This window comes from Corynebacterium sp. MSK008 (assembly GCF_030232585.1).
Classification (GTDB): Bacteria; Actinomycetota; Actinomycetes; order Mycobacteriales; family Mycobacteriaceae; genus Corynebacterium.
In genome coordinates, this window is sequence record NZ_JASPJX010000008.1 from 75935 (window position 1) to 101701 (window position 25767).

A 25767-nucleotide genomic window follows, 5' to 3' on the forward strand; every position below is an offset into this window, starting at 1 on the left:
GCTTTCGCAGTGACCCCATAGAACCTCAGGAGTATTACTGTGCAGCAACGTCGCAGCATTCAGGGCGGCGCGGCCCGACCCGCCCGGGCCGCGATCATGCCCGTGATCGTGTCCGTCCTCCTCGTCACAGCACTCGTTGCCGCCAACGCGTTCAGCGGCAACCGCATCCTGCAGGTGCAGTCGCAAGGCGTGGGCGCACCGGAGGTCTACACCACCTCCTCATCGTTTGCGTCCGGCGACAACATCACCGTCGACGACGCCGCCATCCGCACCCAGGGCGGCGAAGAAGAGCAGGTCCGCCGCGTGGTCAAGGAGTTCGCCAACGACCGCGAATTCTCCATCGTGGGCCTGACCTGGACCGGCGAGCGCGACATCGCCGCGTACGTGCGCTCCCAGAAAGCCGACGGCACCTGGTCCGAATGGTTCGAGATGGACCCGGCAGCCCCGCAGGCGGGCTCCGAGAAATCCGGCACCGAGCCGATCTACGTGGGCCGCACGAAGCGTATTCAGGTTTCCACCGGCAACGTGGACCTGCTCGAAGGCGGCCGCACCGTCTCCGACGCCCCCACCACCGCCAACGACATCGAGGCGGTCTTCCTCGACGGCGGCACCGGCACCGCGGAAGGCGGTATCCAGCCCGTCGTCGACTCCTACACGCGTGGCATGCCCAAGGTGGTCACCCGCGCGCAATGGGGCGCCGGTCGCAGCAGCACCCCGCACTACACCGAGCCCACCACCGCCGCGACCGTGCACCACACGGCGGGCTCCAACAACTACTCCGAGGCCGAGGCACCGGGCATCGTGCGCGGCATCTGGAACTACCACGCGAGGAACCTGGGCTGGGGCGACATCGGCTACCACGCGCTCGTCGATAAGTACGGCAACATCTACGAAGGTCGCGCCGGCGGCATGGACCGCGGCCCGCAGGGCGCCCACGTCGGTTCCTTCAACCAGAACACCTGGGGCGTGTCCATGCTTGGCGACTACCAGTCCGCCGAGCCCACCCCGGCCGCCCTGCGCGCCATGGGCGAGATCATCGGCTGGAAGGCCGCCGTCGCAGGCTTCGACCCCACCGGCTCCAGCTACCACTTCGCCGAGGGCAACTTCCGCGGTTCCAAGTACGCCGCTGGCCAAGGCGCGATGTTTAACAACATCAACGCCCACCGCGACTTCCACTACAACACCTGCCCGGGCGACAACCTGTACTCCAAGCTGCCCGCGATCCGCGCCACCGCAGCCACGAAGTACCGCTCCTTGGGCGGCAGCCGCTCCGGCATCGGCTCCATCCTCGACCGCTTGAGCGGCAACGAGACCACGTCCACCCCGACCAGCCCGGTCGCCCCGGCGGACCCGGACGCGCGCGACACCGGGGCCGCACCGACACCGACCCCGAAGCACCAGGGCAGCCCGAGCAACGGCACTGCCGACGGCACCCTCGCCGCGCTGTCCTCCGGCGACCCGAACGCCATCGCCTCCGTGGCAGGCGCCTCCATCGGCCTAGTCCTGCTATTCCTGGCCGCCCAGGACAAGCTGCCCACCGTCTCCACCGCCGGAGACACCGAGGTCTTCGAGGGGTTGACGCTGGCGCAGGCAGCCGGTGTGGCCAAGCAGATCAGCCCAGCCGTAGCGCCTACCCTCAACGCCTTCGGCTCCAGCGAAGCCGCCCAGGTCTGGACGGCGCTCGAGCCGACCCTGGGCAAGCTCGTCGCCGGCGTCGGCGGCCCCACCGGCCCGGCTGTGGCGCTGTACGCCAACGGCATCGGCGCACGCAACAACGAAGGCGAGATCATCGCCCTGGTGGGCAAGATCGCCGAGGCCTGGCTGCAGCAGGGCCTGGACGCTGGCCCGCTGGGCATGCCGGTGACGCAGCAGTTCAACCCCACCGCCGACACCGTGCGCGTGGACTTCGAAGGCGGCTTCATCACCTACAACCCGTCCACCAACGCGGTCGATATCAACACGAACTAGGCCAAATTCAGGCAGCGCGACACCGCGTCCTCCCACGCGGCGACAAGCCGGTCCCTTTCGGGGCCGGCCATTTCGTTTTCCCAGGTGGTTGTGGGGCCGAGCGTCAGCGGTTCGTCGATAAGCGAAATGCCCATGCCCGCCGCCGACGCCGCCCCCATCACCGTGGTCTCCGTGTTCGCGGGGCGCTCGACGGTCAGGCCCAAAATGTCCGCCTGCATCTGCATCAGCAGGTCGTTCGTGGTCATCCCGCCGTCGACCTTCAGCGCCTTCGGCTCCCCTCCCATCGCGCACACCACCTCGCGCGCCTGCAAACAGGTCACCTCAAGAGCAGCCCGAGCAATATGCCGTCTATCGACGAACCGGGTCAACCCCACGATCACCCCACGCGCATCAGGGCGCCACCGCGGCGCGAACAGCCCGGAAAACGCCGGCACAATCACCACTCCCCCGCTGTCCTCGACCTGGCTCGCCAGGGTTTCGGACTCCGCGGCGGTGTCCAGGATTCCCAGCTGGTCACGCAGCCACTGAATCAGCGAACCGCCCACCGCCACTGACCCCCTCCTGCGCGAACACCGGCGGCTGGCCCTGGATCTGGTACGCCACGGTGGTGAGCAGTCCGTTCTCGCTGAACTTCGGCGTGCCACCCGTGTTGAGCAGCATGAACAGCCCCGTGCCGTAGGTCATCTTCGCGTCGTTTTCGCGGATGCCGCCCTGACCGAACAGCGCCGCCTGCTGGTCGCCCAGCACGCCGGTAATGGGCACGCCCGCCAGCGGGCCACGGGGGCGGATCTTGCCAAAGTTGCCCACCGACGGGCGGATCTCCGGGAGGATTTGCGGCGGGATGCGGAGCTCGTCGCAAAGCTGCATGTCCCACTGAAGCGTCTCCAGATCCATGAGCAGGGTGCGCGACGCGTTAGTCACATCCGTCAGGTGCAGCGCGCGGTCCAAGTCCTTCGCACCGCCGGTGAGGTTCCAGATCAGCCACGTATCGATCGTGCCCGCGAGCAGCTCGCCCTTTTCCGCGCGCTCGCGGGCGTTTGGCACGTTGTCCAGGATCCACGCCCACTTCGGCGCCGCCGGGTACGAGTTGTGCAAAAGCCCGGTTTTGCGCAGGTACTTCGCGGCGTCGCCCTCGTGGTTCGTGCGGGTATCCTGCCACACGATGGCGTTGTAAATCGGCTTTCCGGTCTTCTTTTCCCAGATCACGGCGGTTTCGCGCTGGTTGGTCAGGCCGAGCGCGTCGATGTCCTGCTCGCTGATGTCCTCGTCCGCGAGCGCCTCGCTCAACGCCCGGCGCGTGTTGCGCCAGATCTCCATCGGGTCGTGCTCCACCCAGCCCTTTTGCGGCATGTGCTGGGTGTGCTCGAACTGCGACTGGGCGACAACCTTGCCGTCGGTGCGTGTGATGCACACGCGCGTCGACGTCGTGCCCTGGTCAATCGCCGCAATCAAAGCCATGAGCGCGATTCTACGGGTGGGCTTGGGGCGCGCCGGCTGTGGTCGACAGCGCGACGGCACGTTTGCACCAAAAGACCTGCTCGAATCGTCTAGCAGGGCGAATCGTCTAGCAACGGACGCGAGCTGCTAGACGATCAAGCCACTATTGGCATTGACATTCATCACGACCTGGGAAAACTCGAGTGCCACCCCTTGATCGTCTAGCACCAGCTTCCACCCTGCTAGACGGTCCATACACCCGCCCCACGGCGCTCGCGTGGACGAGCAGTACAACCCATGCAATACTTCCGGCTATGGGGGGAATTCAAAAGAAACGTCAGGCTGAGCTGGATTTGATTAAGAAAGTCGCAGCACAGTGCAAAACCGCAGTAATCACGGGCCCGGCCGCTGCACGGTGGCTTGACCTTTCCACACACAAATGGGTGACCACGGTAGATCTTGCGATGCCCGGGTCGTCCCGGGCTTGGGGCAAGAAGTACCCGGACAGGATCTACCGCAGTGGCCTCCTCCGCGCGGCCGAGTTCGTGGAGCACAACGGCATCCGCACCGCGACAGCGATACGAGCCATGTTCGACTCGTTCCGCTACTACAGCCCGATCGAGGCGCTGGTGCAGATCGAGTCCGCACGCTTCAAGCACGAACACCTCACCGTCGAGTACCTGCTGGAAAAGACCGAAACGCTCACTCAGGCCCGCGGCATCAAGGCCTTCCGTGAGCTGATCTGCTACTCCGCCGACACGTCCGCGAGCGCGTTGGAGACCATTGTGCGCGATGCGATTTTGCGCGCGATCGCGGAGGGCCGCCTCACGGGGGGTGGAGACCATCGAGTTCCAGGTGGGGTTCCGCATCACCGAAGCGGATGGTTGGCCCACTGTCGCCTGGGCGGACGTGCTCATCAACGGGTTTGTTGTGCTCGAGGCGGACGGGCTGGAGAAGAACAGCGGGGTGTTCGGGGATGCAGCAGAAGCTTTACGACGGGAACGCCACCGCGAAACCCAACTCCAGAATCAAGGCGCCGTGGTGCGCAGGGTGGGGTGGGATAACGCGCGCACCGACGGGTTCATCGCGGAAATCCAGACCGCCATTGACCAGCGCCCGGGGGCGCACCAGCTACCCAGCCGGATTGAGACGCCGTACCGAACGTGGCTCGCGGACCTAGAGAAGCAGGCGAGCTAGAACCAGCGCTCGAGTACGCGTGCGACGCCGTATTCGTTGTTGGTGGCGGTGACGTGGTCGGCGGCGTCGTGAAGCATGGGCGTGGCGTTGGCCATGGCCACCCCGCGGCCAGCCCAGCGCAGAAGCTCGAGGTCGTTGGGCATGTCGCCGAACGCGATGGCGTCGGCGGCGGTGACGCCGTAGCGCTCGGCGAGGTAGCGCGCGCCGGCGGCCTTGTTCACGCCGGGGCGGGAGACCTCGATCAGCCCTTCATCCATGGAGTAGGTCACGTGCGCCAGCTCCGGGTCTACCTCGGGCGCGATGAGCTCGTACATCTGCGCCGAGGTCATGGATGAGCAGCGCACCAGCAGTTTCGCGGCAGGCTGGCTGATCAACGTCTGGGTGTCGGTGATGCCGAATTGGCTGTCCCACGCGTCCCGGTTGTACTCGGGGGTGATGATGAAGCATTCCTCTTCCGGGTCGAGCGCGGACGAGCCGACGCGCTCGACGCCGTAACCGTGCGGCACCCCGTCGAGGACGCGCTCTGTCACCTCGACGACCTCTGCCATCGCGGACGGTGCGAGCTCGAAGGCGTGCAGCACGCGGTCTGAAGCGGGGTCGTAGACCACCGCCCCGTTGGCGCACACGCACACCGGCGAAAGCGGGAGCTGCTCCAGCACGGGGAGGAGCCAACGGTGCGGGCGGCCCGTGGCCAGGCCGAAGTGGGCGCCGGATTCGACTGCCCGCACGATCACTGTGCGCAGCCTGTCGGTGACTCGGCCGGCGGAGGTGATGAAAGTGCCGTCGATGTCGGAGATGATTAGGCGGGGGGCGTCACCGGAGGCGTCGACAGGCATTGAGCATCAACCCTTCCTGCGCTGCTTCTTCGCTTCGCGCTCGGCGCGCTCCTTCGCGTAGAGCTCCTCTGCCTCTTCCAGCGTGGGCGCGGTGCCGCCCAAGGCCCTCGGCATCCATGCCTCGCCCGTGCCGTCAGAGAAGCGGGTGGAGTATTCGGACCGTGATGCGTCGAGAAGCAACTGCATCTGGCGCTTCAGCTCGGCAGTGTCCGCCTCGGCGTCGCCGGTGAGGGCGACGGGCTCGCCGTAGCGCACGATAACCGGAACGTTGCGGAAGTGTTTCGGCAGGTCCTTGGTCCAAATGCGCTGCGAACCCCAGATCGCGCACGGCACCAGAGGCACGCCGGCCTGGTGGGCGATGCGGGCGGCGCCGGTTTTGAAGTTGGCCAGCTCGAACGACCTCGAGATGGTGGCCTCGGGGAAGATGCCCACGAGGTTGCCTTCGCGCAGCATCTCCACCGCCGGTGCGATGGAGGCACCGCCGCGGGCCCGGTCCACCGGCACATGCTTCATCAGCTTGAGCAGCCACCCCAGCACGGGCACGTCGAAAACGGATTTTTTGGCCATGAACCGCACGAGCCGCTCGCCGTGCAGGTAGGGGCCGGTGCCGAGCATGATGAAGTCGGCGTAGCCGGTGTGGTTGCCAGCCAGTATCGCGCCGCCGTTCGCCGGGATGTTTTCCGCGCCGATGACCGTGACCTCGATTTTCGCTGCGCGCATGAGGCGCCGGGCGAAGCCGACGAGGCCCTGGTAGAACTTCTCCACGGCTTCGTCGCGGTTGGCGGCGATGCCTTCGTAGAGCCGCGGGACCGTAAAGCCGCGGTATCGGCGCATATCCATTACGGCGTGAGCACTTCCTTGCCCACCCACGGGCGCAGCGCTTCGGGCACGCGCACGGAACCGTCTGCCTGCTGGTTGTTTTCCAGGATGGCAACCAGCCAGCGGGTGGTTGCCAGGGTGCCGTTGAGGGTGGCGGCGATCTGGGTCTTTCCGTCGGCGTCGCGGTAGCGGGTGTGCAGGCGGCGAGCCTGGAAGGTGGTGCAGTTGGAGGTTGAGGTCAGCTCGCGGTACGTGCCTTGCGACGGCACCCACGCCTCCGTGTCGAACTTACGGGCGGCGGAGGAGCCGAGGTCGCCTGCCGCGACATCGATGATGCGGTAGGGCACCTCCACGGCGGCGAGCATGTCGCGCTCCAGGCCGAGCAGCTTCTGGTGCATCTCCTCGGCGTCCTCGGGCTTGCAATAGGCGAACATTTCCAGCTTGTCGAACTGGTGGACGCGCAGGATGCCCTTGGTGTCCTTGCCATAGGAGCCGGCCTCGCGGCGGAAGCAGGAAGACCAGCCGGCGTAGAGCAGCGGGCCGTCCGACAGGTCGATGATCTCGTCCTGGTGCAGGCCGGCAAGCGCGACCTCGGAGGTGCCCACCAGGTACATGTCGTCGCGCTCGAGGTAGTAGATCTCCTCGTCGTGCGCGTCCAAGAAGCCGGTGCCCTGCATGACGTCGGGGCGCACCAGCACCGGCGGGACCATGAGCGTGAAGCCGGCCTCACGCGCCTTCTGGGCGGCGAGCATGAGCATGCCCAGCTGCAGCCAGGCACCGTCGCCCGCCAGGTAGTAGAAGCGCGCGCCGCCGACCTTGGTGCCGCGCTTCATGTCGATGATGCCGAGCGGCTCGGCCAAGTCCAGGTGGTCTTTGACCTCGAAGTCGAACTCGGGCACCTCGCCGACGTGCTCGAGGACCACGAAGTCCTCCTCGCCGCCGGCCGGGGCGCCCTCGATGATGTTGGCGATGGAGTACTGCAGCTTCTCCAGTTTCTCCTGCGCCGCAGCCTCCGCCGCTTGGGCCTCCTTGACGCGGGCCTTGAGCTCGTTGGAGCCTTCCAGCAGCGCCGGGCGGTCCTCGGGGGCGGCCTGGCCGATCTTCTTGCCAAACGCCTTCTGTTCCGAGCGCAGCTCGTCGGCGGTCTGGATGGCGGAGCGGCGGGCTTCGTCGGCGGCCAGCAGCTCGTCTACAAGCGCAGGGTCTTCGCCGCGGGCTCGCTGGGACTCGCGGACGGCCTCGGGGTTTTCGCGCACACGCTTCAGATCAATCACGCTTGTTCACCTTACATTGTCTACCGGCGCAACAACGGCACAACGACGTCCGGTCATAACCAGTGCGCTAGGGTGGGCATATGACTCTCCCGATCGCAGACGGCCCTGTGCCCAAGCACGAGCAGCTCCGCTCGCTTCTAGAGTCCCGCATTGCCGCGGAGTTCTCCCCCGGCGACCCGCTGCCGGGCGAGCGCGCGCTGGAGGAGGAGTACGGCGTCTCCCGCATCACGGTGCGCCGCGCGATCGGGGATTTGGTGGCGGCGGGCCGGTTGCGCCGCGTGCGCGGCAAGGGCACGTTCGTCGCCCCGGCGCCGTTGGTGTCGCGCCTGCACTTGGCGAGTTTCTCGGATGAGATGCGGGCGCAGCGCGTGGAGGCGTCGTCACGCATCTTGCTGTGCGAACGCACCACCCCGCCGGAAGAGGTCGCGCAGTTTTTCGGCACCGCCCCCACTGCCACGCACATCCGTTTGCGCAGGCTGAGGCTTGGCGACGGCGAACCGTACGCCGTCGACGACGCCTGGTACAACGCCACGCTGGTGCCGGACTTGTTGGAAAACGACGTGTACCACTCCGTGTACACCCTGTTGGACAAGCATTACGGCCTGGGGGTCACAGAAGCGGAGCAGACCGTCACCGCGGTCACAGCCGGGCCGGACAACGCCCCGCTGTTGGACGTACAGCCGGACACGGCCTTGCTGCACATCGTGCGTTATGCCCGGTCAGGGACGCACAACGTGGAGTTTTGTTCCTCGGTGTACCGCACGGACCGCTACCGGCTGACTACTCGGGTAGCGCGAGAAGTGGAATAATGGGCCGCCATGGCTTCGAAACAGAGCGCGCTGCGTTCCTTTATCATCGCCGCGCTGGCGGGCGCCGTCGGCGCGGGCACGTACACGCTCGCCGCAGGCACCTCGGAGACTGAACCCGGGGACCAGGCCTCCTCCACCACCGCCAGTTCCACCGCCTCGCCGGATCAGGCCGCGTCGTTTACCACCGCCGACGCCGGAGCCTGCCTGACGTGGCAGGTGGCCGAGGACGGCACGATCACCGGCTTCGAGCAGGCGGACTGCGAGGGCGAGCACCGCTTCGAGGTGTCCCTGCGCCAAGACCTGGCCACCTACCCCACCTCCGAGTTCGGCCCGGAGGCACCGATGCCGAACCCGACGCGCCAGGCCCAGCTGCGCGAGGAGCTGTGCGGCGCCGGCACGCTGCGCTACCTGGGTGGCAAGTACGACCCAAACGGCCGCTACTCCATCGCCCCGATCCTGCCGCCGGCGGACGCGTGGGCCCGCGGGGACCGCACAATGCTGTGCGGCCTGCAGGAGACCAACCGCGCCGGCGAGCCGCTTTTGACCTCGGGGCGCGTGGAGGACCAGGATCAGGCCCGCGTGTTTGAGGCGGGCGAGTGCGTGGCCATCGACGCGTCCAACACGTTGACCGCGGTGAAGTGCGCGGACCCGCACCAGCTGGAGATCACCAGCCAGGTTTCGCTGGAGGAAGTCTTCCCGGAGCACACCCCTGCTGTTGAGGAGCAGGACAAGTACCTCCAGGACGTGTGCACCCAGGCCGCGCAGGATTACATGGGCAGCGAGGAAAACCTCTACCAGATCGCGCTGCGCCCGTTCTGGACCACCCAGACCCCCGCCGCGTGGGAAGGCGGCTCCCGCAGCGTGAACTGCGCACTGATGTTCTCGCGCCCGGAGGGCGGTTTTGCCAACCTCACGGGTTCCGCGACGCAGGGCCGTGAGCATTTGCGTATCGACGACGCTCCGCCCCCCGAGCGCCCTCAGCGCCGCCCCCTGCGGGAACAGCAGGCCCCGGCGGCGCCCGCCCCCGCCGCAGGCGCGCAGGACCCCGCAGCTGGCGCAGTACAGGCTCCAGCCCAGGCACCGGTGCAGTAGCCCATGCTCCCGGTCAGCGATGAGGCGTTCGAGGAGATGATCAACGACGCGTTGGACACCATCCCGGACAACTTCGCCCAGCACATGACAAACATGGTGATCCTGGCGCGGGATTACAACCCGGACAATCCGACCCTGCTGGGCCTGTTCGAGGGTGTGCCGCTGACGGAGCAGCACTCGAACCATTCCGGGTTCTTACCGGACGCGGTGTTCGTGTACAAAAACGCCCTCGAGGCGATCTGCGCGGATGAGGAGCAACTACGCCACGAGGTGAAGGTGACCGTGCTGCACGAGGTGGGCCACTACTTCGGGTTGGAGGAGCACGAGCTCCACGCCCTCGGCTGGGGCTAGAGCCCGCTCACCGGACTAGCGCACCGCGCGAGGCCACGTGCCCAGCTGCCGCATCGCGGTGGTGTGCGCGGCGCAGGCTTCCAGCGCCGCCGCCACCGCCGCGTCGCTGGCGTGTCCTGCCAGGTCCACGAAGAAGTCGTAGGTGTTCGGCTCCTCGCGCGTGGGCCGCGACTCGATGCGCGTCATGTCCACCCCGCGCGCGGCGAACTCCTGCAGTACGCGTACAAGGGAGCCGGGCTCGTTCTTGATGCGGAAGACAATTGCGGTGCGGTCGTTGCCGGTGGGTTCCGGCAGGGCAGGTCGCTTTGCGACGAGCACGAACCTCGTCCGCGCCGTCTCCGCGTCAGCGACACCGCGGGCGTGCACTTTCAGCCCGTGCAGCGTCGCCGCACGCTCCGGGGCGACGGCCACGTCGGCGTCGCCGTCGGCCACCATCTTCGCCGCGGCGGCATTGGAGGGGGCGGGGATGAACTCCGCGCGCGGCGCGTGTGTTGCCACCCAGCGCTTGACTTGTTGGTGGGCGACGGGGTGGGTGGCGAGCCGGAGGGCGTCGCCAAGCGTGTGCCCCTGCCTGGTCATCACGGCGAACGCGATGGCGAGCTCGGTCTCCCCCACGATGCGCGCGTTTTCAGCGGCGGCGAGCGCGTCCATGGTGGTGGTCACCGCGCCGTCGATGGAGTTCTCGATGGCGCACACCGCGTACTCCGCCTCGCCCGCGTCTAAGGCGGCCAGCGCCGCGGCCGGCGACTCCACGGGCACGTACTGCGCGCCCTCGATGCCGAAGCGCAGCGCTGCTTCTTCTGTGAACGTGCCGGCAGGCCCCAGGTAGGCGACGCGGGTCATTGGACTCTCACCGGATCGCATAGCCACGTTTGTACACGAATGTCAGCTGGCAGGTCCGTTTGCCGCCGCGTCCTCCGCGAGGACCGCGTAGGTGATCAGCCAGTGCGTGGCCATAAAGTTCTGGCCGGTCAGGTGGGGCGAAGCGGCGTCGATAAGCTGCTGTGTGCCCTCCGGCCTATCAATTTCGCGCAGCAACCACGCGCGCGTGAGCATGAGGCCGATGAGGTGGGCCTGCTGGCCGTCTTCGGGGTCGACGACCCGGATCGGCGCGGTATAGAACTCGAACGCCTCGGGCGAGAGGAAGCCGTCCAGCCAGGCGGCGTACTCGCCGGGCGGCAGCACGCGGCGCATCAGCGCAGCCTCTGCCAGGCCGTTGGAGACGAAGTCGTGGCCCGAAACTTCCCACGCGTGTGGGTAGCCGCGGTCCTGGCCGAACCAGGCGCGGGCGGTGCGCTCCACCTGCTCGCGCAGCATCGACGACGCGTCGTGGATGAGCAGCAGCGCCAGCGCCGAGTTCGAGTGCACGCCGTGGCGCACCGGCCACTGCTGCGTGCCCAGCCACACGGCGATGTTGCGCTCCAGCTGGGCCTCAAGCGGCCCAAGCGCGCTCTCCCACCTGGTGCCGCGGCACACCTTGACCAGCTGCATCGCCCACGCCCAGCCGTACGGGCGCTCGTAAAGCGGGTGGGCGCGCAGGTACTCGGCCTCAGTGGCGATGTTCTCTTTGGTCAGGCGCTCATCGAGAAGGTCGGCGAGCCGGAGGTCGTCGTGAAGCTTGTGCATCTTCACCGCGGTGCAGAGCATGTGCACGCACGAATGCCAGTCGTAGGAGCCCCAGAACGCTGGGTGCAGCACCCGCGGGTCGGGGTGGCCGGGGCCTGCCTGCTCATGGTGCATGGCGGCGGGGTACTCCTGGCCAACAACCTGCTCGATAGTGCGCGCCCACGAATCCTGCATGGCGTTAAAGTTAGCGCATGACTCGGCGCCTGAAGCTCGAAATCGTGTTAGTCCTCGCGGTCACCTTCGGTACCTCGGGGTTGCGGGCGGCGCTTCGACTTGTGGACTCGCTGCTGAAAGCCCCGCTGAACCAGCAGAGCACCACCATCCACGACGCGGCCTCGTCGATTCCCTGGCTGGACCTGGCGCTGCAGGCGACCTCCGCGCTGACACTTCTCGCGTGGGGCGGGCTGGCGTGGTTCCTTTTGGAGGAGCGTTGGCGCTGGCCCCGCTGGTCCGACGCCGCACGCGGGGCCGGGTTCGCGGCGCTGATCGGGCTGCCCGGCCTGGCGTTTTACGTCGCCGCGGTGCACCTGGGCCTGTCCAAGGTGGTGGTGCCGACCACCGCCGCTGTGCAGATTCCGACCTCGCTTCTATGGTCGTTCGCCAACGGCTTCGGCGAGGAGATCGTGGTGGTGATGTATTTGGTCACGCGCCTGAAGCAGTTGGGGTGGAAACCCTGGCAGTTCATCGTGGCCTCGGCGGTGCTGCGGGGGTCCTACCACCTGTACCAGGGGGTCTCCGCGGGGTTCGGCAACATTGTCATGGGCGTAATTTTTGCCTGGTACTTCCATAAAACTGGCCGGGTGTGGCCGCTGATCCTGGCGCACTTTTTCATCGATGCCGTGGCGTTTATCGCCTATCCGCTGCTGGATCTGTCGTGGCTCGGAATCTAAACACTTCCGTCACACTGGTTACACTAAGCGCATGTCTACTACGCCCCATTCCAACGACCCCCGCGACAACGCGGGCGAGTTCGTGCTGGGCAAAGACGGCAAGCCCCTCGTGGACCGCTACGGCCGCCCCATTCGCCGTCGCACAACTGCTTCTCGACGCGATCCCGCCGCCCGCCACCCCGACGAATTCACGCGCGTAGAACCCCGCACGCGCAGGGTGTCACCGCCGGTTTCTCCGCGGGTTGAGCCGGGCCACACCGTCTACGAACCCCCCGCCGCCTACGAGCCGCGCTGCGCGCCGGAGCATCCGCGCAGCCGGCCAGCACAGCAGCGGCCGGCGCCGCGTCAGGCGCAGCAGCGCCCCGCCCCGGAGGAAGTCCCGCTGCAGGTGTCGAGGAGGAGGCAGAGGGGACCGAAGGAACGTCGCAAAGTAAAGCTCCCCGGCTGCGGCGCAGTACTTGCCCTGGTCATCGCCTTGCTCATCGGCTCGGTGCTGATCGCGGACGCGCGCCTCAACCGCACCGCCGCCATGCCTGACCAGCAAATCTCGAACACCTCGGGGACCAACTGGCTGCTTGTCGGCTCCGACTCGCGCACGGGCTTAAGCGAAAAGGACGTCGAACGCCTCGGCACCGGCGGCGACCTGGGCACCGTACGCACCGACACGATCATGCTCATGCACCTGCCGCTGCGCGGAAAACCGACGCTGGTGTCCATCCCGCGCGACTCCTACGTCCCCGTGCCCGGGTACGGCTACGACAAAATCAACGCGGCATTCTCCATCGGCGGTCCGCAGCTGCTGGTAGAAACCGTGGAGCACAACACCGGGCTGCACGTGGACCGCTACGCGGAGATCGGCATGGGCGGCCTCGCCGGTGTGGTCGACGCGGCGGGCGGCGTGGAGATTTGCGTCGCCGAGCCCATCGACGACCCGCTGGCCAACATCAACCTCCAACCCGGCTGCCAGACCATGGACGGCCCTACCGCGCTGGGCTACGTGCGCACCCGCGCCACCGCCCAGGGCGACCTGGACCGCGTGGCGCGCCAGCGGGAGTTCATGACCACGCTGGTCACGCGCGTGCTATCGCCGTCCGTGTACCTCAACCCCTTCCGCATGGCGCGGCTGCTGTGGGTCACCCCCAGCCTGCTGACGGTCAACTCCGACGACCACGCCTGGAACCTCGCCCGCATCGTCATCGCGCTGCGCGGCGGCCTAGAGACGGAGACCGTGCCCATCGGCGGCTTCACCGACACCGAGGTGGGCAACGTGGTGCTTTGGGACGACGCGGAGGCCGCGGCCCTGTTCGACTCCCTGCGTTAGGGCGCCGGACGGGGCGGTTGGCGCAACAAGCGGCCACAGGCGGAAAACGGTGTTCTGGTTGTCCCGGAAGACCACAACACCGAGGAAGGTCATCGTGCTGCCCGGTGGGTGGTCTGCAGCGACCCAGCTCACCCCAGCGACCGACCATGCTGTGGGGTTAGGCGTACCGCAGGGAACTCATCATCCCGGTTTCCATGTGATAGGCGTTATGGCAGTGAAATGCCCACTCACCGGGGTTGTCAGCGATCAGGTCGGCGATCATGGTTTCACCGTGGCGGAGAAGGACAGTGTCCTTGCGTAGCCCGTCGCTGCCGGGTAGCGCCCACGTGTGGCCGTGGATATGCATGGGATGGGGCATCATGGTCCTGTTGCGCATGACCATCCGCAGGTGCTGGCCCTCCTGCACGGTCGCGGAGGAGGATTGGCCGTCGGTGAGAATGCTCCATTCATACGGCATCATCTGCCCGCCCAGGTCGATGCTGACTTCTCGATCTGGTGTGCCCTCGGGCAGGAGTGCACGGTCTGCTGGCTTCAGGGAGGACAGAAGCAGTCCGGTAGACGACAACTCGGGGAAGTCGACATCGGGGCGGGGGGCCTGGCCGCCGGCGGTGCGGATGACGGCGAAGGCGCGGTCGTCCTTACCCACCGCCAAAGCCGTGAGCGGGAAGATGCCGTCGCCGAGGATGACCTCGACGTCGACACGCTCGCCCATCGACAGGTAGATCGATTCGGTCTCCCAGGGCTGGACAGGGAAGCCGTCGGTGTGGGTGACGGTCATGCGGTGACCACCGAGGGCCACCTTGAAGATGGTGTCACCGCCGGAGTTGATAAACCGCAGGCGGGCCTTGTCGCCCGGGCGAGCCTCGAAGGTCCGGTGAGCACGGGGGATACGTCCGTTGATGAGGTAGTGCGGATACATCACATCGCCGGCATCCCCGCCCAGTACCCGGTCCGGGGTGCCGTGCATCATCTGGCCGTGACCTCCCATTCCGTTATGGTCGCCCGAACCCATTCCGGTGAGTTTGTCGAGCTCATCGTCGGGAGTGCCCTGAATGCCATCGACCCAGTCGTCGAGCACGATGGTCCACTCGACGTCCTGGTCCTCAGCGTCTTGCGGGTCACGGACGATCAGTGGGGCGTGGAGGCCGCGATCAAGCTGCAGGCCAGTGTGGGAATGGTAGAAGTAGGTGCCGCCGTGGGGGACTTCAAAAACATAGGAGAAAGATTCGCCAGGTTCAATGGGGTCCTGGGTCATGCCGGGCACACCGTCGGCTGCGTTGTGGAGTGCGATGCCATGCCAGTGGATGGAGGTACTCTCAGGCAGTTCATTGGTGATATCGACCTGGAGGACGTCGCCGACGGTGGCCTCAATGGCCGCATCCCCGGTGTCAGAGACGTATCCCCACGTCTTGGCTTCGATGCCTCCGATATCCAGGGAGAGGGGCCGGGCGGTCAATGTCCGGCGCACCGTCGGCTCACCGAGCGCAGTGGGAGTGGGAGTGGGGCGAAGGGAGGGACCTGGTGCCGAGGCAGCGGGTCCAGGGTCGCTGGTGCAGGCGGCCACGGCCCCGGTGCCGGCGAGGACGAGCCCGCCGAGCAGCAACTGTCGTCGGGAAAACGCGTTCATCATGATTTAACCTTCCATGGTGCTAGATTTCAGTGACACGGGAGACAGGCGCAGGTGGGGACCCTGCTGAGCCATCACGTCAGGCGCAGGTCTGTGACACAGGTGGCACCGTCGTCGGCGGTGGAAAACTCCGTGGTGCCGGTACGCCCCTGGTAGCTGACCTCAATCAGGCCGCTGGCATCATCGGGAAGCCAGAAGCCAATAAACCCGTTGTCGAAGGTGGTTGTCGCCTCGTCCACCAGCACCTCACCGGTCGCCTCATCGGTGATCGTGACCTGGATATCCTCATTGTCGAGTTCCCCCTGGCAGGTCGTGAGGCTGTGGTAGAAGCAGTCGTGGGTGGAGGTGAGATAGGGTGCGATCGAGACATACGTCTGATTGTCGGGAAGATCGAGCGCGACTTCCTGGTCATCGCTCGAGAGCAGCAGTTCATCGTTACGCACTGAGGCGATCAGATCCGTGGGACGCTCAGTGACCTTCTGCCGGTCGAGGTGATCAATGATCTCCACCGCGTCCATGTCGGCCAGGCCATGGGTAGTCAGGAATGCATCCTGGGACACCGTCCCATCGGCGGTGGGTTCCGGGTCGGCGGCCGAACACCCCGTGAGGGCGAGGGCAAGGGCGGCGGCTGCGATCGCTGCTCGTTTCACGTCAATCTCCTTGGATCGTGGTAGGGCCATGAGAAGACACCGCCTCAAGGTCGATGCCATACCTTTATCTAGCACGGGTGCCTGACGGACTAGAATTCAAAAACCCTGCTCAAAGCCTTATAACAGGGCGAAAAGGGGGTGAATTCGGTGGGCTGGGTCACCACCGGAACACCACCCCACAGCCGTGGGCGATGTCCTTCCACCCGCCCCGGGTATGCGGTGCAGGCAGTGAAATCCCTGGTGGCGCCTGCTGAACCGACCAGGGGAGGCGATGCCGCCGGCCCGGGGCGGGGCACAGGGGTGACGACGGTCGAAGGGTGATGTTTGAAGATTTGATGAAGATTTCCCCGCCGGGCACTGAGCGAAGGTGGTATTCCCCCTGCCCGGAGCGATACTGGGGTCTATGGCTGACCACACACCGACCACCGCCACGCCCCCGGAGCGGGTGCTGATCGTCGATGACGAACAACCCCTGGCTCAGATGGTGGCCTCCTACCTCATCCGGGCCGGCTTCGATACCCGCCAGGCGCACACCGGCACCCAGGCCGTGGACGAGACCCGTCACTTTTCCCCCGATGTTGTGGTGCTGGATCTGGGGCTGCCCGAACTCGACGGCCTGGAGGTATGCCGACGGATCCGCACCTTCTCGGACTGCTACATCCTCATGCTCACCGCGCGTGGCAGCGAGGATGACAAGATCAGCGGTTTGACCCTGGGGGCGGATGACTACATCACCAAACCTTTTAGCATCCGGGAACTGGTGACCCGGGTGCATGCGGTGCTGCGCCGCCCGCGCACCAGCACCACCCCACCGCAGGTGACCACCCCCTTGATCGTTGGTGACCTCATCCTTGACCCCGTCGCCCATCAGGTGCGGGTGGGGGAGACGACCGTCGAGCTCACCCGCACGGAGTTCGAGCTGCTGGTTGCCCTGGCCCTGCGCCCCGGCCAGGTGCTGACCCGCCACGACCTGGTCGCCGAGGTCTGGGACACCACCTGGGTCGGTGATGAACGCATCGTCGATGTCCACATCGGCAACTTGCGTCGCAAGCTCGGCACCGACACCCGGGGCCGGGGGTTTATCGACACCGTGCGTGGCGTGGGCTACCGGGTGGGGCAGCCATGAATCACGGACCCGGCCTGACCTTTCGCTTCCTGGCCGCCCAGGTGTTGGTCGTGGTGATTAGCCTGCTGGTGGCCGCGACCATGGCCACGATGGTGGGCCCGACCCTGTTCCAGGATCATATGTTGATGACCGGCCGGGAGTACCCCTCGCTGGAGCTGTTCCATGCCGAGCAGGCCTACCGGGACGCCAACCTGATCACCCTGGCCGTCGCCCTGCCCACCGCCTTGATCAGCGCCCTGCTGGCCAGCCTGTGGTTATCGCGTCGCCTGCGCACCCCCCTGCAGGATCTCACCCGCGCCGCTACCAGCCTGACGGCCGGCAACTATCGTATCCGCGTGCCCGCCGGTGAAGCAGGCCCCGAGGTCACCACCCTGGCGCATGCCTTCAACACCATGGCCGACCGGCTGGAACACACCGAGCAGGTCCGCCGCCAGATGCTCTCTGATCTGGCCCACGAAATGGGCACCCCCTTATCGGTGCTCACGGTCTACCTCGATGGTCTCCAGGACGGGGCCGTGGACTGGAATAGTGCCACCCACACGATCATGGCTGACCAACTCACCCGCCTGACCCGGTTGATGGAAGACATCGACGATGTCTCCCGGGCCCAGGAACACCGGATCGATTTGGACCTGGCGGAGGAAGGGCTCGGGGATCTGCTCCATACCGCCGCTGCTGCCGCGGGGGAAGCTTATGCTGACAAAGGCGTCGATTTACAGGTCGAGACCATTACGGACACCGCCCGGGTGCTCGTGGACCGGCAACGCTTCGGCCAGGTGATGAGCAATCTCCTGTCGAACGCGCTACGGCACACCCCGGCCGGCGGGCAGGTCCGGATCAGCGTCTACCGACAGGGGGCGTCCACCGCACTCATCCACGTCGCCGATGACGGCGAGGGCATCCCACCTAGCCAGCTCGGACACATCTTCGAACGCTTCTACCGGGGGGATGCCGCACGCAGCCGGGACAACGGCGGGGCCGGTATCGGTCTGACCATCTCCAAGGCATTGATCGAGGCCCACGGCGGCACTCTCACCGCCACCTCCCCCGGACCCGGTCGCGGAGCGGTGTTTGCTCTCCGCCTCCCGCTGTCCCCTCCCGACAGTGAGGATGCTGCTCGGTGACCACACCCTGCCCCGCGTAAGGGCCGTGCCCTCCACCCCTTGAAAATGTACCCCGGGGGGGTATATGCTAACGAGCGTTACCGTACCCACCGACCCGTAGGAGCTTTCCCATGACCACCTCCCCGCCCCGCCTCTTGCCGATGGCCTCCCACGGCTGCAGCTGTTGCGGACCTGCCTCACATGTCGACACCGCCTCCATCCCTGCCGCCAGCGACTCGTCAGCAGGAGGGTCCTCCCCTAGCTACCAGGCCACCGGCCTGACCTGCGGGCACTGCGCGAAAAGCGTGACCCAGGCCCTTCAGGCCCTCCCCCAGGTCGACGACGTCCAGATTGATCTCGTCGCTGGTGGTGTTTCCACCGTCACGGTCACCGGTGCCGTACCTCCGGAGATGGTTCGCCGGGCCATCGAAGAGGCCGGCTACACCGTCTTATCCTGATCAGTTTTACCCATCATCTCGACCCCGACCGGGTCACTGAGATCCTCGTGGGCGGGCCGAACATGCTGCGCGAGCTCAACCTCACCGCCCCGGCCGAGCTCACCGACACCACCAGCGCCTGGACCGGGCGTGGGGCCGGTGTGCTCCATATTGTCCGCGACGGTCAGATCATCGGTGCGGTGGCCGTCGAGGACAAGATTCGCCCCGAATCCCACGCCGCCGTGAAAGCCCTGCAAGACCGCGGGGTGAAGGTCGCGATGATCACCGGTGACGCGCAGCAGGTGGCCCAGGCGGTTGGCAAGGACCTGGGGATCGATGAGGTCTTCGCCGAGGTCCTGCCCCAAGACAAGGACACCAAGGTCACCCAGTTACAGGAGCGTGGCCTGAGCGTGGCCATGGTCGGCGACGGTGTCAACGACGCCCCCGCTCTGACCCGCGCGGAGGTCGGTATCGCCATCGGGGCCGGCACGGATGTGGCCATGGAATCCGCCGGAGTGGTCCTGGCCAGTGATGACCCGCGGGCAGTGCTGTCGATGATTGAGCTCTCGCAGGCCAGCTACCGCAAGATGATCCAGAACCTCATCTGGGCCTCTGGCTACAACATCCTCGCCGTGCCGCTGGCCGCCGGCGTGCTCGCCCCGATCGGGTTCGTGCTGTCCCCGGCCATGGGCGCGATCTTGATGTCTGCCTCGACCATCGTGGTGGCCCTGAACGCCCAGCTGCTACGCCGCATTGATTTGGATCCGGCCCACCTGGCTCCGACCGACGGGAAGGAGGAGAAGGCTGCTGTGAGCTCTGCAGCCCCCGTCCGCTGACTTTCAATCCTTCATCGACTCCCCCATACACAACCTCCGAAAGGGAACCCCCATGAAGCGCACCATCACCATCGCCGCTCTCGCCTTGACCTCCACCCTGGTTTTGTCCGCCTGCGCAGATAACACTGAGGGAGAAAACACCGACACCACGACCATCGCCACTACGTCCGCCCCCGACACCACCGAAACGATCGGGGCCACCACGGATCCTGAGACAGAGACGGGGGCGGCCGGAGAGGTCTCCGCCGAGCACAATGACGCGGACATCATGTTCTCGCAGATGATGATCCCGCATCACCAACAGGCCGTGGAGATGAGTGAAATCCTCCTGGCCAAGGACGATATCCCGGCCGAGGTCATCGAGTTCGCCCAGGGTGTTATCGATGCCCAGGGGCCGGAGATCGACCGGATGAATACCATGCTCGAGACCTGGGAAGAAGATCCGGTCACCGGTGATATGGGTGAGATGGACCATGGCGGGATGAGTGGAATGATGAGCGAGGAGGACATGACAGCCCTCGAGGACGCCAAGGGCACCGAGGCTGCCCGGCTCTACCTTGAGCAGATGACCGCCCACCATGAGGGCGCGGTCGATATGGCCCGCGAAGAGGTCACTGATGGCCAGAACCCGCAGGCCATCGCTCTGGCTGAGCAGGTCATTGAAGATCAGGAGGCCGAGATCGCCGAGATGGAGCAGATGCTCAACGAGCTCTGAACAAGGACATTCCCCGACCACCCCAGATGAGAAACACGACCATACGGCCATCGGGCCAAACGAGGATTTCCGGGAAGGACAATCAGCATGCCGAATAAAATCAAGGTTGCAGTAAACGGGTACGGTGTCATCGGTAAACGTGTAGCCGACGCGGTGAGAGCCCAGGAAGACATGGAACTCCTCGGGGTCAGCGACGTCACCACCGATTACCGGGTCGCCACCGCCATCACGCAGGGCATCCCGGTCTATGCCTCCACCGAAGAAGCCCACCAAGAGATGAGCGCTGCCGGATATCCCATCGCCGGGAAACTACCGGACCTGCTCGACAACGCGGATGTCGTGGTGGACTGCACCCCGTCCACCATCGGGGCCTGCAACCTCGACCTCTATCGCACCCATGGAGTCAAGTCCGTGTTCCAGGGCGGGGAGAAGCACAGTCTCACCGGCCACTCCTTCGTTGCCCACGCCAACTACAGTTCCACGCTTGGACGCGACACCACCCGCGTGGTTTCCTGCAACACCACCGGCACTGTCCGCACCCTTATCGCACTCCAGGACGCTGGATTGCTGTCCAAAGCGCGGGGAGTGCTTGTCCGCCGGGCCACCGATCCGTGGGAATCCGACCACTCGGGGATCATGAACACCATAGTTCCCGAAGGTCGTATTCCCAGCCATCAAGGCCCAGACGCCCAGTCGGTGGTCCCCGACCTGGATGTGGTGACCATGGCGGCCAAGGGAGCGCACACCCACAACCACCTGCATTTCTGGACCATCGAGCTAACCCGCCCGGCAGACACAGAAGAGGTTCTCGAAGCGTTGAAGGCGATGCCGCGGATCGCTTTCGTGCGGCGCTCCGATGGAATCGTGGCGGTCAACAGCACCGTCGAATTGATGCGAGATCTAGGCCGGCCACGGGGCGATATGTATGAGGTCGCCATCTGGGAAGATATCCTGACCGTGCAGGGCAATGAGTTGTTCTGGACGTACACGGTCGACAACCAGGCCATCGTCATCCCAGAGAACATCGACGCAATCCGTGCCCTGGCTGGCACCGTGGAAGACGGTGATGAGTCCATCCAGCGCACCGACCGTGCCCTGGGGGTGCGCGCGGACTTTTTCTCACCTCTGTCCAACGGCTGATTCCAGCAGGAGACACCCACGGCGGTGCCCGACCCAGATCGCTCATGTCCGGGTCGGGCACCGCTGTATAAGCAGTTGATCAGGCGCACCGGCCTTTTCGGAAGGCGTAGTCAGGTGCGTGAGGCTTCCGCGATAGTGCCGATTGTTTCATCCAGGACAGCGTCGAATTCGCGGTCGTCCTGGGTGACGGTGAGCCCTTCGGTCAGGGCGCGGGAGAAACTGGCGACTATTCCGGGGTTGCGTGCCAGGCGAGCGTTAGCTTCCGCGCGAGTAGCCGCCTGATAGTGCCAGCACCCGCGGATGTTCCACGAGCTCGCGGTAGAAGTCATCAGTTTCGGGAAGCGTCAGTTTGAGGATGACCGCCTGGTCCTCCTTCAGCTGGTCGAGCTCTTTGCGCAGGGTCACCCGGAGCTGGTCTTCTACCTCGATCTTCCGGGGGCTGTGGATGTCGACCTCAGGCTCGACAATGGGTACCAGCCCGAACCGGAGGATCTGCTGAGCGATCGCGAACTGCTGCGCAACGACAGCGTCCACCCCCTCCCCGGGAAGCCTGATGAACGAGCGCATTTTGGTGCCGAACATGTGCTTGCTTACCGCACGCTCGAGCAGGTTGTCCAGATCAGGGAGGGGCTTCATGACCTGAGCCCCGTGGGTTTCTTCCGCCAGGCCCTTGTCAATCTTGAGGAACGGCACAATGTCTTTGACTTTCCACAGATAATCCCCTGTAGGCATTCCCCCGATGTCGCGGTCCATTGTGTCCTCGAACAAAATCGCCCCGAGGATCCGGTCACCGTCGAAACTGGGGCTGGTAATGATGCGCGTGCGCATCTTATGCACCAGACCAAACATCTCCTCCCCACTGGAGTAGGCGTCCTCGTTGATCCCATAAAGTTTCAGCGCTTTCGGGGTACTGCCCCCGCTTTGATCCAACGCCGCGATGAAGCCGGTACCGGCCCTGACCTTGTCGTATTTTCCTACGTCCATGAAACGTCCTTCCGCCTAGCGAGTTGTGACCATGTCGTGGAGCCCACTGTGCCCCGGTCCCAGGCAACTGTGCTCGTTGTCGTATCCCGGTACGGTTCCAGTCCAGTTAGGTAAATACCGAGGATCTGCGTCATGACGGTTCTTCCCCGGTGGTGCCCGGCCAGCGTGGGTCTTCGGCAGCTGTGCTCTCCGCCGAAGGGAACCGGTCATGCTCCTGGCTTCGGCCTGCTTGGCAGACATCATGGGTTTTCTCACCTGGTTAGGTCCGGGGTAGATTTGTTCTGCAGGCCGCGTCGTGCCTCGAATAGGTCCGTTGACTCCCCACCGGCGAGTTCCACATACGCTCCCGCGCTCCCCAAGTAGATGGGTGGCGCAGTACTGGGGTGTAGTCGGATCAGGAGACTATCGATGCTCAGGGCAACATCGATCAGGTGCCCGCGGTACTGGATCTGGAATTCCACTTTTTCCAGGTGGGTACGCAGTCGGGGATCGAAGGTAAGGGCGTTGGCTTCGGTCTGAAGACCGGCAAAAGAGCGGGTTAGGATATCCACCGTGCCCGCCATCGCACCCAGATGAATTCCTGCGCGGGTGGTTCCCTCCTGGGTGTCATCCAGGTCCGCGACCACGGCTTCGCGGAAAAGGGCCCAGGCCCGGTCCTCGTTGAAGCGGGAGAGCACCGAGGAATGGACCACCCGGCTGAGTGTGGATCCTTCTGAGCTGCGGGACACGTAGTACTCTACGGTGCGTTTCAGGTCAGTTTCGGAGAAGGAATAACCAAGCCTGCCGAGTTGGTTGATGACACCGGTTGGTCCCAACAGATAGATGAGCATCAGTACGTCGGCCTGTTTGGCCAGTTTATACCGATTGGTGGTGTCGTTTTCGGCTTCCAGGATCAGGTCGAGCCGACCGATATTGCCGTACGATGTCAGTAACCGAAACCAAGCGCTGACCGCTATCCTGCGCATCGGCCCGCCCACGGAGGATCCCTACCACTGACACGTCAGAGTCCACTTTTTACGTACTGCGTTAACTTCTTGGGCCATCAGGGAAAGCGCATGAACAAAAACATGGTCTCCTCACCATTCGATGCTTCCCAGACCGGCTCCGAAACGTTGTTTATATGCACAAAATATCGATCGAGGCCCTCGCCCGCAAGCAACTTAAAGAGGCCGTCATCGCCCCTAGTGCTCGTGCCGCCGATACCGTCTTCGGCGGACACGAAAAAGTTCTGCGGCAGACCGTCGTCGGGATACGTCAGGGTGCCGAGCTCGGAGAGCGCGACAATCACGATGAATCCACGATTTATGTCCTACAAGGGCGTGTCCAACTCAGGACGGGCGATGAGACCTGGATAGGTCGCAGCGGTGATCTGTTGATCGTGCCGCGATCTCGGCACAGCCTCGAGGCAATCGAGGACTCCGCTGTTTTGATCACCATTGCCAAACTGAAGCAATAAGAAAGATAGGGACTTCCCCTGGGGTGTTTGAGCCCGCCGAGGGCCCGTTTTTCGCGGCGAGACCATGGACCGGCACCGTTCGATCACCGGCCTCCTGTCCCTGATGTTTGTACCAGCATGCGACGGTGACCAGCTGACCGGTTCCACTATCCTTACCGCTACTGGCGGCGGGGGTAATCGAAGATATGTGCCCATTGGTGAAGGATCGGGGAGCTAGTAGGATGACAGTGAACCTATTTTCCACGTCTTTATCCGTAGTATCGGAGATCCGATGACCTACACAATCGCCCAGCCCTGCGTTGATGTCCTGGATCGAGCCTGCGTCGAAGAATGTCCCGTGGACTGCATTTACGAGGGCAAACGGATGCTCTACATCCACCCCGACGAGTGCGTCGACTGCGGTGCCTGCGAGCCCGTTTGCCCGGTTGAGGCCATCTTCTACGAAGACGATGTCCCAGACAAGTGGGTGGACTACATCGACGCTAACGCCGCCTTTTTCGACGACCTCGGTTCGCCAGGCGGTGCCGCCAGCCTGGGTCCGCAGGACTTCGACGTCCAGCTCGTCGCGGCGCTGCCGCCACAGAACCAGAACTAGGACCTGATAGGTGCTGTTGCAAACTCGCGTTTTCGACGAAAACGGCGGATCCGGTACCAGCGTTGTGCTGCACACTAACAAATAGTGAGTTATTTGGAATTCCTGTTTGCAACAGCACCCAACTCGCTGGAGTGGGCGACTAGTTGCCCGCCGCCGCGCCACAACTTCACCTCGCTACCGCGTATCTGCTCCGAGCGGCCTGCGTTCGAACTGCACTACCCGCACATGGTTGAACGCATGCGACGCGAGGGGCATGTCACCGCACACGACGAATGTGCCGACACCACGCAGACCGGCGCCCCGGAGGACGACCATGCTGGCGTGAGGTAACGTGCGCTGAACGCACGAATGCAGAGACGGCCCCCACGGGGCAGGGGAGGCGCGCCTTTTGTCGGCGCAGTCTCGGAGGTCTGTGAGTGTCACTCCACTGGCTTCCTGAGCAGCGGCGCCGGCGGGGCCGATGGTGTTTCGTCGTCGGCTGCTGGGAGGGCGTCGCCGCGGTGATGTGCTTGTACGAGTGGTGGATCTTCCACAACGCCCACAGGGTTCATTAACCCCGCTATCGTCGGACAAACTCCGGACTTGCGTGCACACAGAGGGCTAGAGATACATCTAACCGCAGCGGTGCTGTTGTCCCTGATCCCGAAAACCCTGAAGTGCGCGCAGATCGTGGTTAGGATAGCGCTCGAGGTCATTGACCGTCGGCTGCCTTCAGGGCTGCGGCTCTCCCCCCAACTTTGCAACAGCACCGGTTGATGTTGCAGGTGGGGATGTGGTCAAGGTTGTTCAGTGGCGCGATCTTTTCGACCAGCAGCAACAGTGGCCATCAACCCGATAATGTCGCCGCCAGCAGCAGGACTCCGAAGCCTCCAGCCGGCAACAGGGGCGGTCAGAGTGGCCTGGCCGCCGTTCTCGACGGGGGTGTGGTGGCCGGGTCCCGGCCTGTCACCGGGCGAAACGGGCGATAGCGTCGGTGACTTCCTGGAACTTGGCGTCGGCCTCCTCTCCTCCTAACTTGGCGGCGTCACGGACGCAGTGTTTCATGTGGTCATCGAGTAGTCCCAGGGCAACGCTGCGTAGGGCAGCATTGACCGCGGAGATCTGGGTAAGGATGTCGATGCAGTACTGTTCCTCGTCGACCATGCTGTGCAGGCCCCGGGCCTGTCCCTCGATGCGCTTGAGGCGGGCGAGATAGCGATCCTTGTCGTTGATGTAGCCATGGGTGGTGTGACAGGTGTCGGCCCCACCCGAGGAAGAAGCGGCCTGATCAGGGGTGCGAGTATCCACAATGGTCTCCTTGCTGAAAAAAGGGGGCAGGTATGTCCTGAGTCAGTTGCGGGTCGATCAGGATGGAAAGCCCGAGGGTATGGAATGAGGCGTGAGGACCTCATGGTCCCCACGCCCTGTGGCGTTATTCGGATAAGTAGTCGGCAGATTGTCGGCCCGGAGGGGCCTGCCGGGTGGGGCCGGGGAGAGGT

The 25767-nt window shown here is 65.0% G+C and carries 24 protein-coding genes and 4 pseudogenes; 16 read left to right on the forward strand and 12 right to left on the reverse strand.

What is annotated here, in order from left to right:
• Positions 1 to 39 precede the first annotated feature (39 nt).
• Positions 40 to 1968, forward strand: a complete 1929-nt coding sequence (locus tag QP996_RS07995) for an N-acetylmuramoyl-L-alanine amidase (RefSeq protein ID WP_284872125.1) — start codon at positions 40 to 42, stop codon at positions 1966 to 1968.
• Here the strand turns inward: QP996_RS07995 and glpK are convergent.
• Positions 1965 to 3426, reverse strand: a pseudogene (gene glpK / locus QP996_RS08000) (glycerol kinase GlpK). The gene QP996_RS07995 and the pseudogene glpK sit on opposite strands and share 4 nt — an antisense overlap.
• Positions 3427 to 4239: 813 nt before the next feature.
• Here glpK and QP996_RS08005 point away from each other — a divergent pair.
• Complete coding sequence (locus QP996_RS08005) at positions 4240 to 4602, forward strand: hypothetical protein (protein WP_284872127.1); 363 nt, start codon at positions 4240 to 4242, stop codon at positions 4600 to 4602.
• On the opposite strand, the gene QP996_RS08010 is transcribed toward QP996_RS08005, so the two are convergent.
• The 3 genes from QP996_RS08010 to serS are packed head-to-tail and all read right to left on the reverse strand — an operon-like array spanning position 4599 to position 7531.
• Positions 4599 to 5438, reverse strand: a complete 840-nt coding sequence (locus QP996_RS08010; protein ID WP_284872129.1) for an HAD family hydrolase — start codon at positions 5436 to 5438, stop codon at positions 4599 to 4601. The genes QP996_RS08005 and QP996_RS08010 overlap by 4 nt on opposite strands.
• A 6-nt stretch (positions 5439 to 5444) precedes the next feature.
• Positions 5445 to 6278: a lysophospholipid acyltransferase family protein gene (locus QP996_RS08015; RefSeq protein ID WP_284872130.1), complete on the reverse strand. Its 834-nt coding sequence runs from the start codon at positions 6276 to 6278 to the stop codon at positions 5445 to 5447.
• On the reverse strand, positions 6278 to 7531 hold the full coding sequence (gene serS, locus QP996_RS08020) for a serine--tRNA ligase (protein WP_284872131.1): 1254 nt from the start codon (positions 7529 to 7531) through the stop codon (positions 6278 to 6280). The genes QP996_RS08015 and serS overlap by 1 nt, the downstream gene beginning before the upstream one ends.
• An 80-nt stretch (positions 7532 to 7611) precedes the next feature.
• Between serS and QP996_RS08025 the strand changes: the two genes are divergently transcribed.
• From QP996_RS08025 to QP996_RS08035, 3 genes are read left to right on the forward strand one after another with little or no spacing between them, the layout of a single operon-like run.
• Positions 7612 to 8340 carry a GntR family transcriptional regulator gene (locus QP996_RS08025; RefSeq protein WP_284872133.1) on the forward strand — a complete coding sequence of 243 codons (729 nt, stop codon included), beginning with the start codon at positions 7612 to 7614 and terminating at the stop codon, positions 8338 to 8340.
• A 9-nt stretch (positions 8341 to 8349) separates the two neighbouring features.
• Positions 8350 to 9432 (forward strand): septum formation family protein, encoded by a 1083-nt coding sequence (locus QP996_RS08030; protein ID WP_284872135.1) that lies wholly within the window; start codon positions 8350 to 8352, stop codon positions 9430 to 9432.
• Between the two features lie 3 nt (positions 9433 to 9435).
• Positions 9436 to 9783: a metallopeptidase family protein gene (locus QP996_RS08035; RefSeq protein WP_284872136.1), complete on the forward strand. Its 348-nt coding sequence runs from the start codon at positions 9436 to 9438 to the stop codon at positions 9781 to 9783.
• A 15-nt stretch (positions 9784 to 9798) separates the two neighbouring features.
• Here QP996_RS08035 and pheA read toward each other — a convergent pair whose 3' ends face one another.
• Together pheA and QP996_RS08045 are read right to left on the reverse strand one after the other, a co-directional pair.
• Positions 9799 to 10647: a prephenate dehydratase gene (pheA, locus tag QP996_RS08040; protein ID WP_284872137.1), complete on the reverse strand. Its 849-nt coding sequence runs from the start codon at positions 10645 to 10647 to the stop codon at positions 9799 to 9801.
• A gap of 21 nt (positions 10648 to 10668) precedes the next feature.
• Complete coding sequence (locus QP996_RS08045; protein WP_284872138.1) at positions 10669 to 11583, reverse strand: DUF2891 family protein; 915 nt, start codon at positions 11581 to 11583, stop codon at positions 10669 to 10671.
• Positions 11584 to 11600: 17 nt separating this feature from the next.
• On the opposite strand from QP996_RS08045, the gene QP996_RS08050 reads away from it, so the two are divergent.
• Together QP996_RS08050 and QP996_RS08055 are read left to right on the forward strand one after the other, a co-directional pair.
• Positions 11601 to 12299, forward strand: a complete 699-nt coding sequence (locus tag QP996_RS08050; protein WP_284872140.1) for a CPBP family intramembrane glutamic endopeptidase — start codon at positions 11601 to 11603, stop codon at positions 12297 to 12299.
• Between the two features lie 31 nt (positions 12300 to 12330).
• Entirely contained in the window at positions 12331 to 13620 is a 1290-nt protein-coding gene (locus tag QP996_RS08055; RefSeq protein ID WP_284872141.1) for an LCP family protein, read from the forward strand.
• Between the two features lie 157 nt (positions 13621 to 13777).
• Here the strand turns inward: QP996_RS08055 and QP996_RS08060 are convergent, their stop codons facing one another.
• Positions 13778 to 15250 carry a multicopper oxidase family protein gene (locus tag QP996_RS08060; RefSeq protein WP_284872142.1) on the reverse strand — a complete coding sequence of 491 codons (1473 nt, stop codon included), beginning with the start codon at positions 15248 to 15250 and terminating at the stop codon, positions 13778 to 13780.
• Between the two features lie 71 nt (positions 15251 to 15321).
• On the reverse strand, positions 15322 to 15897 hold the full coding sequence (locus QP996_RS08065) for a CueP family metal-binding protein (RefSeq protein WP_284872144.1): 576 nt from the start codon (positions 15895 to 15897) through the stop codon (positions 15322 to 15324).
• Between the two features lie 403 nt (positions 15898 to 16300).
• Between QP996_RS08065 and copR the strand changes: the two genes are divergently transcribed.
• The 6 genes and pseudogenes from copR (at position 16301) to QP996_RS08095 (ending at position 21254) form a co-directional block, all read left to right on the forward strand.
• Positions 16301 to 17023: a two-component system response regulator CopR gene (gene copR / locus QP996_RS08070; RefSeq protein ID WP_284872145.1), complete on the forward strand. Its 723-nt coding sequence runs from the start codon at positions 16301 to 16303 to the stop codon at positions 17021 to 17023.
• A complete protein-coding gene (copS, locus tag QP996_RS08075; protein ID WP_284872146.1) occupies positions 17020 to 18147 on the forward strand; it encodes a two-component system sensor histidine kinase CopS in 1128 nt (375 codons plus the stop codon). Before copR ends, copS begins: the two co-directional genes overlap by 4 nt.
• 110 nt (positions 18148 to 18257) lie before the next feature.
• Positions 18258 to 18584: a heavy-metal-associated domain-containing protein gene (locus QP996_RS08080; RefSeq protein ID WP_284872147.1), complete on the forward strand. Its 327-nt coding sequence runs from the start codon at positions 18258 to 18260 to the stop codon at positions 18582 to 18584.
• 38 nt (positions 18585 to 18622) lie between these two features.
• Positions 18623 to 19399 (forward strand): annotated as a pseudogene (locus QP996_RS08085) (HAD-IC family P-type ATPase); the annotation flags it as partial.
• A gap of 52 nt (positions 19400 to 19451) precedes the next feature.
• Positions 19452 to 20114, forward strand: a complete 663-nt coding sequence (locus QP996_RS08090; protein ID WP_284872148.1) for a DUF305 domain-containing protein — start codon at positions 19452 to 19454, stop codon at positions 20112 to 20114.
• Between the two features lie 87 nt (positions 20115 to 20201).
• On the forward strand, positions 20202 to 21254 hold the full coding sequence (locus tag QP996_RS08095) for a type II glyceraldehyde-3-phosphate dehydrogenase (protein WP_284872149.1): 1053 nt from the start codon (positions 20202 to 20204) through the stop codon (positions 21252 to 21254).
• 110 nt (positions 21255 to 21364) lie between these two features.
• On the opposite strand, the pseudogene QP996_RS08100 reads toward QP996_RS08095, so the two are convergent.
• The 3 genes and pseudogenes from QP996_RS08100 to QP996_RS08110 all read right to left on the reverse strand — a co-directional run bounded on the left by QP996_RS08100 (position 21365) and on the right by QP996_RS08110 (position 23526).
• Positions 21365 to 22238: pseudogene (locus QP996_RS08100) on the reverse strand (fructose bisphosphate aldolase).
• A gap of 251 nt (positions 22239 to 22489) precedes the next feature.
• On the reverse strand, positions 22490 to 23215 hold the full coding sequence (locus tag QP996_RS08105) for a glycosyl hydrolase family 65 domain-containing protein (protein ID WP_284872151.1): 726 nt from the start codon (positions 23213 to 23215) through the stop codon (positions 22490 to 22492).
• Between the two features lie 65 nt (positions 23216 to 23280).
• A complete protein-coding gene (locus QP996_RS08110) occupies positions 23281 to 23526 on the reverse strand; it encodes a hypothetical protein (protein WP_284872174.1) in 246 nt (81 codons plus the stop codon).
• On the opposite strand from QP996_RS08110, the gene QP996_RS08115 reads away from it, so the two are divergent.
• The 3 genes and pseudogenes from QP996_RS08115 to QP996_RS08125 all read left to right on the forward strand — a co-directional run.
• Entirely contained in the window at positions 23413 to 23694 is a 282-nt protein-coding gene (locus QP996_RS08115; protein WP_253704894.1) for a cupin domain-containing protein, read from the forward strand. The two genes, QP996_RS08110 and QP996_RS08115, sit on opposite strands and share 114 nt — an antisense overlap.
• A gap of 271 nt (positions 23695 to 23965) precedes the next feature.
• Positions 23966 to 24289 (forward strand): ferredoxin, encoded by a 324-nt coding sequence (gene fdxA / locus QP996_RS08120; protein WP_085957615.1) that lies wholly within the window; start codon positions 23966 to 23968, stop codon positions 24287 to 24289.
• A gap of 120 nt (positions 24290 to 24409) precedes the next feature.
• Positions 24410 to 24619: pseudogene (locus tag QP996_RS08125) on the forward strand (aa3-type cytochrome oxidase subunit I); the annotation flags it as partial.
• 615 nt (positions 24620 to 25234) lie between these two features.
• On the opposite strand, the gene QP996_RS08130 reads toward QP996_RS08125, so the two are convergent.
• Positions 25235 to 25576, reverse strand: coding sequence for a metal-sensitive transcriptional regulator (locus QP996_RS08130; protein ID WP_269511641.1), 342 nt, complete (start codon positions 25574 to 25576; stop codon positions 25235 to 25237).
• Positions 25577 to 25767: the final 191 nt, after the last annotated feature.